This is a genomic window from Kocuria sp. CPCC 205260 (assembly GCF_040981045.1).
GTDB classification, from domain to species: domain Bacteria; phylum Actinomycetota; class Actinomycetes; order Actinomycetales; family Micrococcaceae; genus Kocuria; species Kocuria palustris.
This window is the reverse complement of record NZ_JAVKPT010000004.1, coordinates 1-14223: the sequence shown is the minus strand read 5'-3', so window position 1 is coordinate 14223 and position 14223 is coordinate 1. Positions and strand designations below refer to the sequence as shown.

At 69.1% G+C, this 14223-nt stretch carries 14 protein-coding genes and 1 tRNA gene; 8 read left to right on the top strand and 7 right to left on the bottom strand.

The genetic code is table 11. The features are described 5' to 3' along the window. Nucleotides 1-54: 54 nt before the first annotated feature. Entirely contained in the window at nt 55-1215 is a 1161-nt protein-coding gene (locus RF645_RS08525) for an aromatic acid exporter family protein (RefSeq protein WP_137802745.1), read from the bottom strand. A gap of 316 nt (nt 1216-1531) precedes the next feature. Here RF645_RS08525 and pstS point away from each other — a divergent pair, with 316 nt between their 5' ends. From pstS to pstB, 4 genes are all read left to right on the top strand, one after another. After that, complete coding sequence (gene pstS, locus RF645_RS08520) at nt 1532-2593, top strand: phosphate ABC transporter substrate-binding protein PstS (RefSeq protein WP_137802746.1); 1062 nt, start codon at nt 1532-1534, stop codon at nt 2591-2593. A gap of 175 nt (nt 2594-2768) precedes the next feature. Then, nucleotides 2769-3746: a phosphate ABC transporter permease subunit PstC gene (gene pstC, locus RF645_RS08515; RefSeq protein ID WP_137802747.1), complete on the top strand. Its 978-nt coding sequence runs from the start codon at nt 2769-2771 to the stop codon at nt 3744-3746. Continuing rightward, a complete protein-coding gene (gene pstA, locus RF645_RS08510; protein WP_137802748.1) occupies nt 3746-4879 on the top strand; it encodes a phosphate ABC transporter permease PstA in 1134 nt (377 codons plus the stop codon). The genes pstC and pstA overlap by 1 nt, the downstream gene beginning before the upstream one ends. A gap of 35 nt (nt 4880-4914) precedes the next feature. Beyond that, on the top strand, nt 4915-5694 hold the full coding sequence (gene pstB, locus RF645_RS08505) for a phosphate ABC transporter ATP-binding protein PstB (protein ID WP_053446833.1): 780 nt from the start codon (nt 4915-4917) through the stop codon (nt 5692-5694). A 176-nt stretch (nt 5695-5870) separates the two neighbouring features. Here pstB and RF645_RS08500 read toward each other — a convergent pair whose 3' ends face one another. The 4 genes from RF645_RS08500 to glsA all read right to left on the bottom strand — a co-directional run bounded on the left by RF645_RS08500 (nt 5871) and on the right by glsA (nt 10869). Further along, nucleotides 5871-6902, bottom strand: coding sequence for an inorganic phosphate transporter (locus RF645_RS08500; protein WP_137802749.1), 1032 nt, complete (start codon nt 6900-6902; stop codon nt 5871-5873). A gap of 3 nt (nt 6903-6905) precedes the next feature. Further along, nucleotides 6906-7526, bottom strand: coding sequence for a hypothetical protein (locus tag RF645_RS08495; protein WP_137802750.1), 621 nt, complete (start codon nt 7524-7526; stop codon nt 6906-6908). A 363-nt stretch (nt 7527-7889) separates the two neighbouring features. Beyond that, nucleotides 7890-8606 (bottom strand): hypothetical protein, encoded by a 717-nt coding sequence (locus RF645_RS08490; RefSeq protein ID WP_368818931.1) that lies wholly within the window; start codon nt 8604-8606, stop codon nt 7890-7892. Nucleotides 8607-8697: 91 nt separating this feature from the next. Beyond that, nucleotides 8698-10869, bottom strand: coding sequence for a glutaminase A (gene glsA, locus RF645_RS08485; protein ID WP_314301655.1), 2172 nt, complete (start codon nt 10867-10869; stop codon nt 8698-8700). 106 nt (nt 10870-10975) lie between these two features. Between glsA and RF645_RS08480 the strand changes: the two genes are divergently transcribed. Continuing rightward, a tRNA-Lys gene (locus RF645_RS08480) sits at nt 10976-11048 on the top strand. On the opposite strand, the gene RF645_RS08475 is transcribed toward RF645_RS08480, so the two are convergent. Continuing rightward, the gene (locus RF645_RS08475) at nt 11010-11348 is read right to left on the bottom strand and encodes a helix-turn-helix transcriptional regulator (RefSeq protein ID WP_137802759.1); all 339 of its coding nucleotides are present in this window, start codon (nt 11346-11348) and stop codon (nt 11010-11012) included. The genes RF645_RS08480 and RF645_RS08475 overlap by 39 nt on opposite strands. Nucleotides 11349-11459: 111 nt before the next feature. Between RF645_RS08475 and RF645_RS08470 the strand changes: the two genes are divergently transcribed. The 3 genes from RF645_RS08470 (at nt 11460) to RF645_RS08460 (ending at nt 12980) form a co-directional block, all read left to right on the top strand. Further along, nucleotides 11460-11687 carry a helix-turn-helix domain-containing protein gene (locus tag RF645_RS08470; RefSeq protein ID WP_058872135.1) on the top strand — a complete coding sequence of 76 codons (228 nt, stop codon included), beginning with the start codon at nt 11460-11462 and terminating at the stop codon, nt 11685-11687. Beyond that, nucleotides 11684-12553: a hypothetical protein gene (locus tag RF645_RS08465; protein WP_368818930.1), complete on the top strand. Its 870-nt coding sequence runs from the start codon at nt 11684-11686 to the stop codon at nt 12551-12553. The genes RF645_RS08470 and RF645_RS08465 overlap by 4 nt, the downstream gene beginning before the upstream one ends. Before the next feature lie 124 nt (nt 12554-12677). Continuing rightward, a complete protein-coding gene (locus tag RF645_RS08460; protein WP_137802753.1) occupies nt 12678-12980 on the top strand; it encodes a transposase in 303 nt (100 codons plus the stop codon). On the opposite strand, the gene RF645_RS08455 is transcribed toward RF645_RS08460, so the two are convergent. Then, on the bottom strand, nt 12942-14099 hold the full coding sequence (locus tag RF645_RS08455; RefSeq protein ID WP_053447561.1) for an IS30 family transposase: 1158 nt from the start codon (nt 14097-14099) through the stop codon (nt 12942-12944). The two genes, RF645_RS08460 and RF645_RS08455, sit on opposite strands and share 39 nt — an antisense overlap. Between the last annotated feature and the right edge of the window lie 124 nt (nt 14100-14223).

Sequence of the window (14223 nt, the reverse complement as noted above, 5' to 3'; positions counted from 1 at the left end):
CGTCGACCTCATGGCTCACACGCTAGGAACCGGGTCCGACAGCACAGCGGGTGCTCACATGCGGTCCCAGTCGTCGAGGGCCGGCAGGTGGGCGATGGCGTCCTCGTGGTCCATGTTGGTGGCCTCGAGGAGGTCCACCGCCAGCGGCCGCATGAGCAGCACAAGGGTCTGGCCCTCGAGGGTCTGCACGCCCATGTCCTGGGGGTTCAGGCGCTCGGCCACGGTGATCAGCTCGTTGCGCGCCTGGCGCAGGAACGATTCGCGCGACTCCCGCTGAGGGACGGCCAGGGCGCGGCCCACCGTGTCGGTCGAATCCGCCATGTCCCTCAGGCATTCGGAGATCGACTCGATGGCAGCCGGTGCCAGGGTGACGTGGTTGATGACCCCGGCCACCCGGCGCACCAGCACCCGGCTGTCGCGCGCGGCCAGGTCCAGGTAGTGCGCCGAGATCGCGATCTGCTCGATCTCCGAGCGGTGGCGCCGATGCACGGGCGCTGCCGCGGCGATCTCCTGGGAGGCCTGCAGCGCGGTCTTCACGGAATCGATCTCGGACTGGGTGCGCCGGGCGCGCACCAGGCAGTGCCATGCGGCCGTGGAGTCGTCCTCGGTGATGGCCTGGGCGGCCTCGCGCAGCACGGCGGAGAGCTCATCGGTCAGCCGGCGCACGTGCACACGCGGCTGGCGGCGGGGGTCTGAGGGGACCAGGTAGGCCATGAGCAGGGCGAAGACCCCGCCCACCATGGCATCGGTCGAGCGGGCGAACGCGCCGTCGGACGACGGCGGCAGCATGACGACCAGCAGCGACTGCAGGGCCATCTGCGTGGTGAACAGGACGCCGCTGTCCAGGAACCGGGCCAGCAGGATGGACACCAGCATGACGACGCCGCCCTGCCACGTCCCGACGCCGATGAAGTGGATCAGCACCTCGGCCAGCGCGATGCCGAGCGTGCAGCCGATGGCGACCTCGAGCACGCGCCGGTAGCGCTGCCCGCCCTTGGAGAAGCCGAGGGCCACGGTGGCCGCCGTGGCCGCGAAGATCGGCCCCGTGTGCCCGAGCACGTTCTCGGCGAAGACGAAGGCGCCGATCGCGGCGACCGTGAGCTGCAGGGCCTGCAGGATGTCGCCGCGCAGGCGAGCCCCGCCGGCGCGGGCGCGCTCGCTGAACTCCCTGCCGGCGCGGTGCACCAGCCCGGGACTCTGCTCGGCTTCGCTCATGCGAGCCATCCTAGGTGCATCTGGCCCCCTCGCCGGTGGCACCGAGGGTGCCTCGATGCTGGCCGCTCGGGAGCTTGCGGTCCGCATGACGACGCTCACGCCATCAAAAAATATGTGCTCAGCAATACATAAAGACCGCCGAAGGGTCGGGGAAGTTCACCTTCCGTTCACGGCCTGAGCGGAGTCCGGCTACGTGCCGATCCTAGAGTCGGTGAGCGTTGGGTGGGCTTGGCCGGGAATTCGGGGCCTTCGTCCAGCGCCGCCGGACCTCACCGGCACGTCAGCTTCAGCAGAACCACAGGAACAGGGGCACCACGTGAAGGCTTCTCGCATCGGCCAGAGCGCCGCGATTCTCTCCATCGGCGCTATCGCACTGACCGCTTGCGGCGGCGGCGGCGGCACGACCACGCTGCAGGGCGCGGGCGCGTCCTCGCAGGAGGCGGCCATGAACGCCTGGTCGGATGGCGCCGGCGAGCTGGATCCGGCCGTCGAGGTCCGCTACTCGCCGGATGGCTCCGGCGCCGGCCGCGAGGCCTTCCTGGCCGGCGGCGCGAGCTTCGCCGGCTCGGATGCCGCCATGGACGAGGAGGAGTTCGAGTCCTCCAAGGAGCAGTGCGGCGACAAGGGTGCGTTCAACGTCCCCGCCTACATCTCCCCGATCGCGGTCGGCTTCAACCTCGAGGGCATCGACTCCCTGAACCTCGACGCCGAGACCATCGCGGGCATCTTCTCCGGCGAGATCACCACCTGGAACGATCCGGCCATCGCCCAGCAGAACCCGGATGCCGATCTGCCGGACACGAACATCACCGTGGTGCACCGCTCGGATGAGTCCGGCACCACCGAGAACTTCACCGACTACCTGCATGCGGCCGCCCCCGAGGCCTGGTCGGACGAGGCCTCCGAGTCCTGGCCGATCTCCGGCCAGGAGAACTCCCAGGGCACCTCCGGCGTGGTCTCCACCGCCTCTGACACGGACGGCGCCATCACTTACGCCGATGCCTCCGCCATCGGCGATCTGGGCACCGTGGCCGTGGGCGTGGGCGAAGACTACGTCGAGTACAGCCCCGACGCTGCCGCTGCGGCCGTCGACGCCTCCCAGCGCGTCGAGGGCGGCGCCGAGAACAACATGGCGCTCGAGCTCGACCGCGACACCGAGGCCGACGGGGCCTACCCGATCATCCTGGTCTCGTACCACATCTACTGCAACGAGTACCAGGATCAGGACACCGCCGACGCGGCCAAGGCCTTCGGCCAGTACGTGGTCTCGGAGGAGGGCCAGCAGGCCTCTGCCGACGCCGCGCACTCCGCTCCGCTGAGCGAGGGAATGCGCCAGGAGGCGCACGACGCGATCGACCAGATCACCGCCGCCGGCTGATCCGCTGCGCGCAGGCCGACCCAGTCGGCATGCGCGCCCCGCGACGGGCCCGTCCGGGCCTCCCTGAGGAGAGATCCCGGGCACGGGCGGGCCCGTCGCTGTGGCCGCTGGCCGCGCAACCACGAGCGGCCCGACGGCCCGCCGACGAAAGCATCTACACCCGAAGGGGTCGAGAATGTCCACCAATGTCTCTGAGAAGAGGCGGCCGGAGCAGAAGCCGGAGGGCTCCCGGGCCTTCGATTCCGGCTCGAAGGGCGGGCGCTTCGGCGACCAGCTCTTCTCCGGTCTGAGCCTGGCCGCAGGCATCCTGATCTTCGTGATCCTGCTTGCGGTCTTCACCTTCCTCGGCTGGAAGTCCGCCGACATCCTGACGATCCCGGGCTCCGCCATCACCGGCGGCGAGGGGTTCTTCGCCTACGTCTACCCGATCGTCCTGGGCACCCTGATGGCGGCCGTGATCGCGCTGCTGATCGCGACCCCGCTGGGCATCCTCGTGGCTCTGTACATCTCACACTTCGCCCCGCCCAAGGTCGCCAAGCCGGTCGGCTACGTGATCGACCTGCTCGCGGCCATCCCCTCGGTCGTCTACGGCGCCTGGGGCATGACGGTGCTGGCTCCGGCGCTGGTGCCGTTCTACAACTGGCTCGCCGAGAGCTTCGGGTGGATCCCGCTGCTCGAGGGGCCGGCCTCGAACACCGGGCGCACCATGCTCACCGCGGGTGTGGTGCTGGCGATCATGATCCTGCCGATCATCACCGCCATGTCCCGCGAGCTGTTCGTCCAGACGCCCAAGCTGCACGAGGAGGCCTCGCTGGCCCTCGGCGCCACCCGACTCGAGATGATCGGCCAGGCCGTCATGCCGTTCGCCCGGGCGGGCATCGTCTCCTCCGTCATGCTGGCCCTGGGCCGTGCACTCGGCGAGACCATGGCCGTGGCGCTGGTGCTCTCCACCGGCGGCTTGCAGTGGTCGCTGATCCGCACGGGCAACAACACCATCGCCGCGGAGATCGCGCTGAACTACCCGGAGGCCTTCGGCAACCGGTTCACCGAGCTCATCGCCGCCGGCTTCGTGCTCTTCATCATCACGCTGATCGTGAACCTCGCAGCACGCGCGATCACCGCCCGCTACAAGGAATTCTCGGGGGCAAACTGATGTCGACCAACACCACTGAGCAGCGCTCCGAGACCCGGAGCCCCAAGAATCAGAACTCGCTCACGTCGGGTCAGCGCCCCAAGTGGCTGATCCCGGCCATCCTCGTCGGCTCGATCGTCGTCGGAGCCGCCCTGGCCGCCCTCGTGAGCTTCAGCGTCGCACTGTGGGCCCTGTTCGCGGCCGTGGTCTTCCTGATCGCCGCTCCGATCGCGGTCACCTCGATCGAGGGCTCCCGTCAGGGCAAGAATGCGGCCCTGACCTATCTGGTCTACGGCGCCTTCATCGTGGCGGTCATCCCGCTGATCTCGGTGATCTGGACCGTGCTCTTCCGCGGTATCCCCACGCTGTCGCCGGAGCTGCTGACCACCACCATGTCCAGCGTGACCGCCATCGACGATCAGCAGAGCGTCGAGAACGGCACGGGCGTCCAGGGCGGCATCCTGCACGCCATCGTGGGCAGCGTGATCGTGACCCTGTGCGCCACGATCATCTCGGTCCCGATCGGCCTGCTGACGGCCATCTACCAGGTCGAGTACTCCAACGGCAACACGCTGTCGAAGATCATCACCTTCCTGGTGGACGTCATGACCGGCATCCCGTCGATCGTCGCCGGCCTGTTCGCCTCGGCCCTCTTCACGATCATCCTGGGTCAGCAGGGCGTGCGCATGGGCATCGTCGGCGCGATCGCGCTGACCGTGCTGATGATCCCCACCGTGGTGAAGTCCACGGAGGAGATGCTGAAGGTCGTGCCCAATGAGCTGAGAGAAGCCTCATATGCCCTGGGAGTGCGCAAGTGGCGTACGATTCTGAAGGTGGTCATCCCCACCGCGATCTCGGGCATCGCCGCCGGCGTCACGCTGGCCATCGCCCGAGTGATCGGTGAGACGGCACCGCTGATGGTGACGATCGGCTTCCTGGACTCCATGAACGCGAATCCGTTCCACGACTGGATGTCCTCGTTGCCGACCTTCATCTACCAGCAGCTGATGCGCCCGATCTCGCCGACCACGCCTGATCCGTCCACGGATCGCGCGTGGGCTGCCGCGCTCGTGCTGATCGTCTTCGTCATGCTGCTGAACCTGGCGGCACGACTGATCGCCAACGCCTTCGCACCCAAGACCGCTGGTCGCTGAACCCTCCGCCGACTGAGAAAGAAGCTCTGAACCACATGTCGAAGCGAATCGACGTCGAGAACCTCGATGTCTTCTACGGAGATTTCCGCGCCGTCGAGGGCGTGAACATCGATATCGATCCCAACACCGTGACGGCCTTCATCGGCCCGTCCGGCTGCGGCAAGTCCACGGTGCTGCGCTCCCTGAACCGCATGCACGAGGTCATCCCCGGCGCCTACACCACGGGCAAGGTCCTGATCGACGGCGAGGACGTGTACGGCCGCGGCGTCGATCCGGTGACCGTCCGCTCCACGATCGGGATGGTCTTCCAGCGCCCGAACCCGTTCCCCACCATGTCCATCCGCGACAACGTGCTGGCCGGCGTGAAGCTGAACAACAAGGCGATCTCCAAGAAGGACGCCGACGAGCTCGTGGAGTCGTCCCTGCGCGGCTCCAACCTCTGGAACGAGGTCAAGGACCGTCTGGACCGCCCGGGGTCGGGCCTGTCCGGCGGCCAGCAGCAGCGTCTGTGCATCGCCCGCGCGATCGCCGTGAAGCCCGAGATCATCCTGATGGACGAGCCCTGCTCGGCCCTGGACCCGATCTCGACCATCGCGATCGAGGACCTGATCCACGACCTCAAGAAGGACTTCACGGTCGTGATCGTGACTCACAACATGCAGCAGGCCCAGCGCGTGGCCGACCGCACCGCCTTCTTCAACCTGGAGGCCACCGGCAAGCCCGGCAAGCTCGTGGAGTACAACGACACCACGAACATCTTCCAGAACCCGCAGCAGCAGGCCACCGAGGACTACGTCTCCGGTCGCTTCGGCTGATCGGCAGGGCCTGCCCGCGCAGGCTCCTCAGAGGCACTCAGCGCCCCCGCTCGGATGGATCCGAGCGGGGGCGCTGTCATTCTCGGACGGCGTGCCCGGGAGCTGATCGAGCGGTCCCGCGGCGTGCGTCGGGGGCAGGAAGCGCAGCGGCGACAGCCGGGGAAGGCAGGGGTCCTTCAGAGGCTCAGCAGGGGGGAGGCCGCAGTGACCAGCACGGCGCTGGCGGCGGCGCAGGCGGGGATCGTGATGATCCAGCAGCCGATGACCTGGGCGACGACCACGTGGTGCGTGGAGCGGAAGCGCTGGTTGACGCCTGCGCCGAGCACGGCGGCGGCGGTCGTCTGCGAGGTGGACATCTGCACGTCCGAGCCCAGCGCCACGGGCAGCAGCAGGGCGCCGGCCACGGCCTGGGCGGTGGCCCCGCGCACGGCATCGGGGCGGACCATGCGGGAGGAGATCGTGCGGGCGATCTGCCAGCCGCCCAGCAGGCTGCCGCCGGCCAGGCACAGGGCCACGACGACGTCGATCGCGACGGCGGCCTCGGGCGCCTCGAGAGCAGAGAGGCCTGACAGCCCCGCGACGGCGGTGACCAGGGCGATCATGCGCGGTCCGTGGATCACGCCGTGGCCGAGGTTGATGGCGGTGGCGCCGATGGCCAGGGCCACGCGCGCCGAGAGGGTGACCTGGTCGGCCTCGAACCGACTGGCCAGGTGAACCACGGGGATCAGCAGTACCCAGGACAGGGCGAAGGCGACCAGCGGGCCCAGGACCACGGGCAGGAGCAGAAGGCCCAGGGGCCAGGCCGCGCTCGGGGGATAGCTGGTCAGGCCCAGGGCCCCGGCGGTCAGGGAGGCTGCGAGCAGGGAGCTGGTCAGGGTGGCGCCCATGGAGGCGGGCAGGCCGCGCTGCCACGTGAGAAGGGCCCAGGCGATGCTCACGATGAGCGCGCTGGCGACCACCAGCAGTCCCGTGCGCGGATCCGGGACCAGCGTCTCCAGATTCTCGGTGGCCGGCTGCATGGGCACCAGCAGCGCCACCAGCGCCACGCCCAGGACGTTGAGCACCGCGGCCATCACCAGCGCCGTGCCAGCAGTCAGGGCCCGATGGCGCACGGGCATGGCGATCGCGTTGGAGACGTCGTGCCCGGAGCTGATGACGGCGAAGGCCAGAGCCAGGACGAGGACGGCGGCGGAGGCTGCGAGCAGCACGGATCAGGCCTCGGAGATGCTGATGCGCCCGACCTCGTGGGCCAGCGCCGTCATGGAGCGGGCGGCCTCGTGCAGCTGATCGGCGGTCTGCAGCGACTCGAAGGCCTCTGCTGGCTCCAGCTCCCGGAACAGCTGCTGCCGGTGCACCAGGAACGTCCGCTCGGTCTGCTTGCGGAGGCGGTGCATGTCGAACCAGTACTCGTCGAGCCCCTCGAGCGTGCGCAGCCGCAGCACGGCAGTGCGCGAGAGCGAGGCCATGCGGCTGATGCTGGAGAGCTGCTCCGTGGTGTGGGCGCCGTGGGAGAGACGGTGCGGGTCGACGGCAAGGGCCTCGACGCACAGCTGGAGGTGCTCGGAGGCCTCCGCCAGGTGGCTGCTGAGGATGTAGATGTCCGAACGGGGCAGGGGCAGGGCGTAGGTGGTGCGAGCCGAGGTCATGGCCCCGAAGTGCAGATCCGCGGTCCGGGTGCCGATGCTGCTGGTCTGAGCCTGCAGCTCGGCCACGCGATCACCCTCGGCGGGGAGCATCTCGGAGCAGCAGCGCACCGCTTCCTGCACCTGATCGCTGAGCTGCGCCAGGGTGTGCAGCACCCCGCTGTCCTCGGGGAAGACACGCAGTGCCATGGAGCCATGCCTTCGGTCGATGGAGCGGATGAGCCCGCAGTGCGGCGGCTGCGGGACCTGGTCAGGGACCGGCTCGTGGCCGATCGATGGTTGAGGGGTGCCGGACCGGGAGCGCCTCTCGGCGTGTGGCCGCTCGAGGCGGCTGAATGATGGAGCCCGGGGCTGCCGCAGCCCGGCACCTGGCATCCATTGTACGGGCCGCCCCCGGTGATGGGTCAAAGCCGCCGACGGGGCCGGGGTCCGCGCCGGCTCCGCGCGATCCCGACGTGGGTCCGAGCCCGACGACACGGTCCGGATCACTGCCCTGGCGGTGCGGGCCCATCGCCGGTCGGGCGCCTGCCGGGCTCTCGGTCCGGCAACGCCTCAGTCGAGCGAGCCGGCCCGCCAGGCCCGAGCGGCGGCCTCGAGATCATCAGCGGTGCGCTCGAGGCGCTTGGCCCCGGCGATCTCCTGGCGCGCCATCCGCTCGCCGTCCAGCTCGGCGGCCGCAGCCTCGACGGCGAGCTCGCCTGCGGCGGGACTGCTCGGAAGGCGCTCGGTGGTGCGTCGGGTCTCGTCGTCCGATGCCCAGGGATCGCCCAGACGGGTGCGGCCGAGCGCTGTGACGCGGCAGAAGGCGGCGAAGCGCTCCAGGGCGACGTCGAAGTCGCCGTTCCAGGCGCCCGAGAGGATCGCGACGGCCATCTCCCGGATCTCCGCGGCCCGGGGCGGGTCGGCCACCCCGGCCACCACGTAGGAGACCTGCGCCGTGTCGCGCCCGGCCTCGAACCACCTGCTCAGGCGCACCGGATCCGCCTGCACGGCAGAGCGCAGGGCGTAGAGCCGCCACAGCGCCCCGGGAAGGCTGACCGGAGGGGCCTCCGACCACAGGGCGGCCAGGCCGTCGAGGCCCTCGGTGTCCGTGAACTCGACGAGCCGGCGCCTGACCTCGGGATCCTCGTGCCCGCGACCGCGGTGCAGCACGGCCGCAGCGGTGACGTGGGCGGCTTCGGCGAGCACGGCGGGATCGACCCCGCCGATCCTCTGGTCGAAGAGGGCGGGGTCGAACTTCACCGGGCGGTGATGATCACGAGCAGACATGCCTCCAGCGTACGACCGCTGCTGCCGGTCGCATCAGGCCGCACGGGTCCGATCAGCGCTCAGCCGAAGCCCCGTGTGAGCAGACCAGAGCTCAGTCCTCGACCGGGGTCTCGTTCCAGTGGTCGCCGGGCTCCCAGCCGATGTTGGCGCGCAGGGCGGTCTCCAGGTCCTCCGAGGCGGCCCGGGCCATCGAGCGCCACAGCTCCAGAGCTGCGGCGGGCTCCTCCTGCTCCAGCGCCCGCAGGGCAGGGGCGTCGAGCACGCGCACCACCAGGTCGGTGCCGGCCACGGCCTGCACGCTCAGCCGCTCGTCGCTGACGCCCGAGGAGCGGAAGACGGTGCCCGGGCGCATGCGGCGCACGACCGAGCCGTCCTCGTGGGAGCCGTGCGGGATCATCTCCACGAGGCCCTCGACCACCAGGACCACCGCGGACTCGCCGGGCTCCAGGTCCAGCACGGGCTCGCCCTCGCGGACCCGCAGCTCCTGGGCGCGCGACCAGATCGTCTCGGCGATCTCGTCGTCGGTGTCGCGCAGCAGGTCGGTGGAGCGCGCGGCCTCGATGGTGGACTCGGCGTCCAGATCGGGCATCTCGTCGGCGTCGGCGTCGGAGGCGGTGGCGTCGTCGTCGCGTCGGCGCAGCTGCTCGATCAGCTGATCCTCCACGTGCGCCAGGGCCTCTTCGCGGGTGGCGAAGACCGTGAGGTTCTCCGGCTTGGTCGTGGTGCGGATCTTGCGCGCCGCCGAGATGGCAGGCAGCGAGTCGGTATAGGGGTTGGACGGGCCATCGGAGTCGTCGTCGGGCTCGTCCTTCCAGATGTCCTCCCAGACGGTGTCCCAGGCGTCGTGCCAGTCGTCGGTCCAGGGGTCGCCCACGACCAGGGCGACGTCGCGGCCGGCCTCGCACAGCTCTGTGGCGGTCACGGCGATCAGGTGGCGGCCGAAGCCGGCGATCTGATCGACGTCGGACAGGTCCAGGATCACGGAGCTCGCCGTCTGCGCCGACTGGCGCAGGGCGCGCACGGTCTCCTCGGTGCCGGGGAAGAGCAGGTTGCCCTGGATCTCGATCACGGCGACGTCCGAAGCCAGCTCGCTGAGGGCCCGGCGCGAGTCCTCATCGCGGTGGGTCAGGGAGCGGGCGTCGGCCAGGGAGTGGATGGAGCGCACGGTGCGCTTGGACGGGCGCGGGCCGCGGGCGAAGTGCAGGTCCATGGCCTGGGAGATGCGCTCGCAGGCGGCCGTGCCGCGCACGCTGTTGCCGTGCTGATCCAGCGGCGGGGCGAACGTGGCCACGGCCAGCTGGCCCGGGACCACCGCGATGATGCCGCCGCCCACGCCGGACTTGCCGGGCAGGCCCACGCGCACGAACCACTCGCCGGCGTCGTCGTACATGCCGCAGGAGTTCATCACCGACAGCACGCGCTCGACCGTGACCGGCTCCATGACGCGCTCGTCGGTGAACGGATTGCGCCCGCCGGCGGCCAGGGTGGCGCCCATGATCGCCAGGTCCCGGGTGTCGACCATGACGGAGCACTGGGCGAAGTAGTCCTCCAGCGCCTGGGTGGGGTCCTCCTCGATGATCCCGACGGAGCTGAGCATCCAGCCCAGCGCGCGGTTGCGGTCGCCCTCCTTGTGCTCCTGGGAGTAGACGTCGGGATCCATCATCAGCTCGCGCCCGGCGAAGGCCGAGAACAGCTGCCGGACGCGCTCGCGGCGGGCGGTGCCGCGGTGCGGGTCCACGAGCCAGGAGGCGGTGATCGCCCCGGCATTGATCATGGCGTTGGCCGGGCGGTTGGTCTCCGGATGCAGCGAGATGCGGTTGAAGGACTCGCCGCTGGGCTCCACATCGATCTTGGCGTCCACGCCCCCGAAGCCGCGGTCCTCGATCGCCAGCCCGTAGACGAAGGCCTTGGAGATCGACTGGATGGAGAAGCAGTCGCGGCTGTCGCCGGCCTCGTAGATGTGGCCACCGGCCGTGGCGACCACGACCGCCAGCTTCTCCGGATCCGCGTTGGCCAGGGCCGGGATCGACGACGACGGCTCGCCCTCGGTCAGCTCGCGGACCTCATCCAGCACGGCCGCCAGGGCGCCCTCGATGGGCGACGGGCCGAAGAGCTTCTCCGACTCCGACCACTCGGGGCTCGGGCGCTGGGTGTCGGCCCAGCCCAGCGGGTCGCCGTTCTCGTCGAGCTGGTAGGAGGTGCTCTGATCGTCGTCGGTGTTCTGGGCGGTCTCGTGGCGCTGCTGCCTGTCGTGGGAGGTCACGGGACGACGGTACCGGGTCGGGCGGCGGATGCCGATTTCTCAGCCGAGGCCCATGCGGTGCCTGGTCTACGATGGTGGGCGTCGTCCGCACGTCCGGGCGGCGGTGGGGCCCTTAGCTCAGCTGGCAGAGCAGTGGACTTTTAATCCATGGGTCGTGGGTTCGATCCCCACAGGGCCCACTCCTTTTCCCCAGCCCCCGCAGCGACACGGTCGCTGCGGGGGCTTCGTCGTGCCTGGAGCAACTCCGGTCCCAGCAGGTCCGCCAATGAGATGTCGAGCCAAGCGGCGATCTCGACAAGCTCGGAGATCGAGAACTCCCTACTGCCGTTCAGCCGGACACTGACCGCGCTCTTGGCGATTCCCATGTGCCGAGCGAGGTCGCTTTGGGTACGGCGTTTGCGCCCCAGCCATGCACGGACTTCATCGCTGACGTGGTGGGCGACGGGATTGTCGCGCTGGTCCTGCGGCGTCGTAGTCATGGCGAGATTGTATCGCGGTGCGTGGCCAAGGTGCGCTCCAGGCGACACGACGTTCTCGAAACAAGATTGATGATCTTGACATAGGGTTCTCAAATCGAGCACGCTGATCGCATGACGAAGCAGAAGCAGCTCGCGCTCCAGATCCGATCCCGGCTGGCGCTGCGCGACATGACTCAGAAGCAGCTCGGTGAGGCGCTCGGGCTCGGTCACGCGGCCGTCTCGGCACGCATGAACGGGCACAAGGACTTCACCTACACGGAACTGATGAAGACGGCGGAGGTGCTCGGGGTCTCGCTCCGAGATCTGCTGCCGGATGAGGAGAAGGAGATGCAGCGATGAGCGAGACGACGATGACGACGAGCCCGCAGCCGCTGACTGAGGCGGATGCGCGGGAGCTGACTGACCAGATTGCCGAGGGGCTGGCTGATGTCCACTCGCTGATCGTGCAGGCCTGGGAAGGCCGCGTGTGGGAGCCGCTGGGCTACGAGACGTGGGACGCCTGGATCGACGCGAACTTCCGTGGGCTCCAGCTGCGCCCGCCGCGTGAGCAGCGCGACGAGGTCGTGCAGTCGATGCGCGAGGCCGGCATGAGCATGCGGGCGATCTCGCAGGCGACGGATCTGTCCTACAGCACGGTGCAGCGTGCCGCACGGGCAGGTGACCCAAATGGGTCACCTGAGGAGTCCTCGAACGTCGTGGGCCTGGATGGCAAGTCCTACAAGAAGCCCAAGAAGTCGGCTCCGACGGCGGAGCACGCTGCCGAGTTCGCCGACGTCTCCCTGGACGGGCTCGGGATCCCGATGGTCGATCCCGCGAATCTGCCTGGTGCGGATGCCGATCAGGTGCTCTCCGGGGACGTCTTGGACCCGGAGGCGGCATCGGGGCAGGAGTCGACCCCGACGGAATCGGCCTGGTGGGAGGAGCCGCGACAGGCGCTGCTCGAGGCTGAGTCTCGTTGCGCGGCACTGCTGAAGCAGCGGAAGGCGGAGCCTCGTCTGACTGAGGATCCGCAGGATCCGGGGCCGTCCCAGCTGACGATGGCCGCAGCTCGGACCGTGCTGGCAGCCGGCGGTGTGATCGTCGATCTCGGTGTTGAAGACCTCGATGGCGAGTCGCAGGAAGCGCTGCGGAAGGTGCTCTCGACGGTGATGACGTCGCTGGACGGTGTGATCGGCGATCTGGAGGAGGCCGAGGATGACAGCTGAGCGCACAGAAAACGATGCGCGCCCGGCGGCATCCGGACGCGCATCACATCAGCAGGAAATCCAGGACTTAGGAGGATGAAGCGTCCTGGGTTTGGTTCCGATCCAACTGAAGGAGAATCGGAACATGCCCAAGAAGTTCAGTCCCGAGCTGCGTGAGCGTGCTGTGAGGATGGTCCTGGAGCGCCAGGCCGCTGAGGGCGGGCCTCGCTCGCACTCGATCCGGGTGATCGGCCCGCAGGTCGGTGTCGGCGAGGAGACACTGCGGATGTGGTGCAACCGCCACGGCCACGAGATCGCACCCGCCGCGGCAGGTGAGACCCCGGAGCAGGAGATCCGCCGCCTGCGACGCGAACTGGCCGAGGCCAGACGCGCTAACGAGATGGCGCATTCAAGCGGTGGGCGCAAGGAACTCTGTGAGCTTCTCTGATGGTGTCAGATAGCCCAGCGTCTTGCGGGGGCGTCCGTTGAGGCTGTCCTGGATCGCGTCCAACTCCTCGCGGCTGACGACGCTCAGGTCGGTGCCTTTGGGCAGGTACTGGCGCAGCAGGCCGTTGGTGTTCTCGTTGCTCCCCCGCTGCCAGGGCGAGTGGGGATCGCAGAAGTAGATCGGGATTCCTGTGGCGATGGTGAACGCGGCGTGCTTGGACATCTCCGCGCCTTGGTCCCAGGTGATCGTTCGAATCAACGAGGACGGCAGCTTGCTGATTGCGGCGCGCATCGCGGCCTCGACCTGCTCGGCGCTCTTGCCGTCGGGCAGGTGCAGCAGCAGTGTCATTCGCGTCGAGCGCTCAACGAGCGTGCCGATGGCGCTGCGGCTGCCCTCGCCGAGGATGAGATCTCCTTCCCAGTGGCCTGGCACGGCGCGGTCGTCGGCTTCTGCGGGGCGCTCACTGAGCATGATCATGCCGGGGATGCGGCCGCGACCGTCCGTGGTTCCGCGGGGCTTGCGGGCCGCTCTTCCGGACCGCAGGCACCGCGCCAGCTCACGGCGCAGTTCGCCTCGGCCCTGCACGAACAGCGACTGGTAGATCGTCTCGTGGCTCACGCGCATCTCCGGGTCGTCGGCGTGATCCAACCGCAGGCGCGCTGCGATCTCCTCAGGTGACCACAGTTGCTCCAGCCGGCTGGCGACCTCCTCGAGCAGCCGGCCCGACGCAAGCTTGAACGGCTTCGGTCGACGCGCCTGATCGCGGGCACGTTCATGACCACGCCACGCCGAGTAGCCGCAGCGACCCCCACCGCGCTTCACCTCACGGCTGACGGTCGACACCGCACGCCCCAGCTGCTCTGCGATCGCGGTGAAGGTATCGCCGCGATTGATCCCGAGCAGGATCTGCTCGCGCTCGTCGATCGTCAGACAGCCCTGACGTGGCTCCCACCCAAACGGCCTGGCGTCAAGGTGCCTGCCGGTGCGGGCCATGATGCCGACCAGCGGCGCGCTGCAGCTGATCTCCTTCGCGATGTCGACCAGCCGCCAGCCCTTCCCGTGCAGCCTGAGCGCGAGCTGCTTCTGCTCCCGGCTGAGATGACCATGCCTGCCCTGCATCCGGATCCTCCTGTGATCAGTGACTGCCTCATCTCACAGGACTCGTTGCACTGACCGCTTGAATCCGCCGATCCTGAAAAAGGCCTCGGCTTTTTTCGCAGCGGAACTCGACCGCCCCACGACG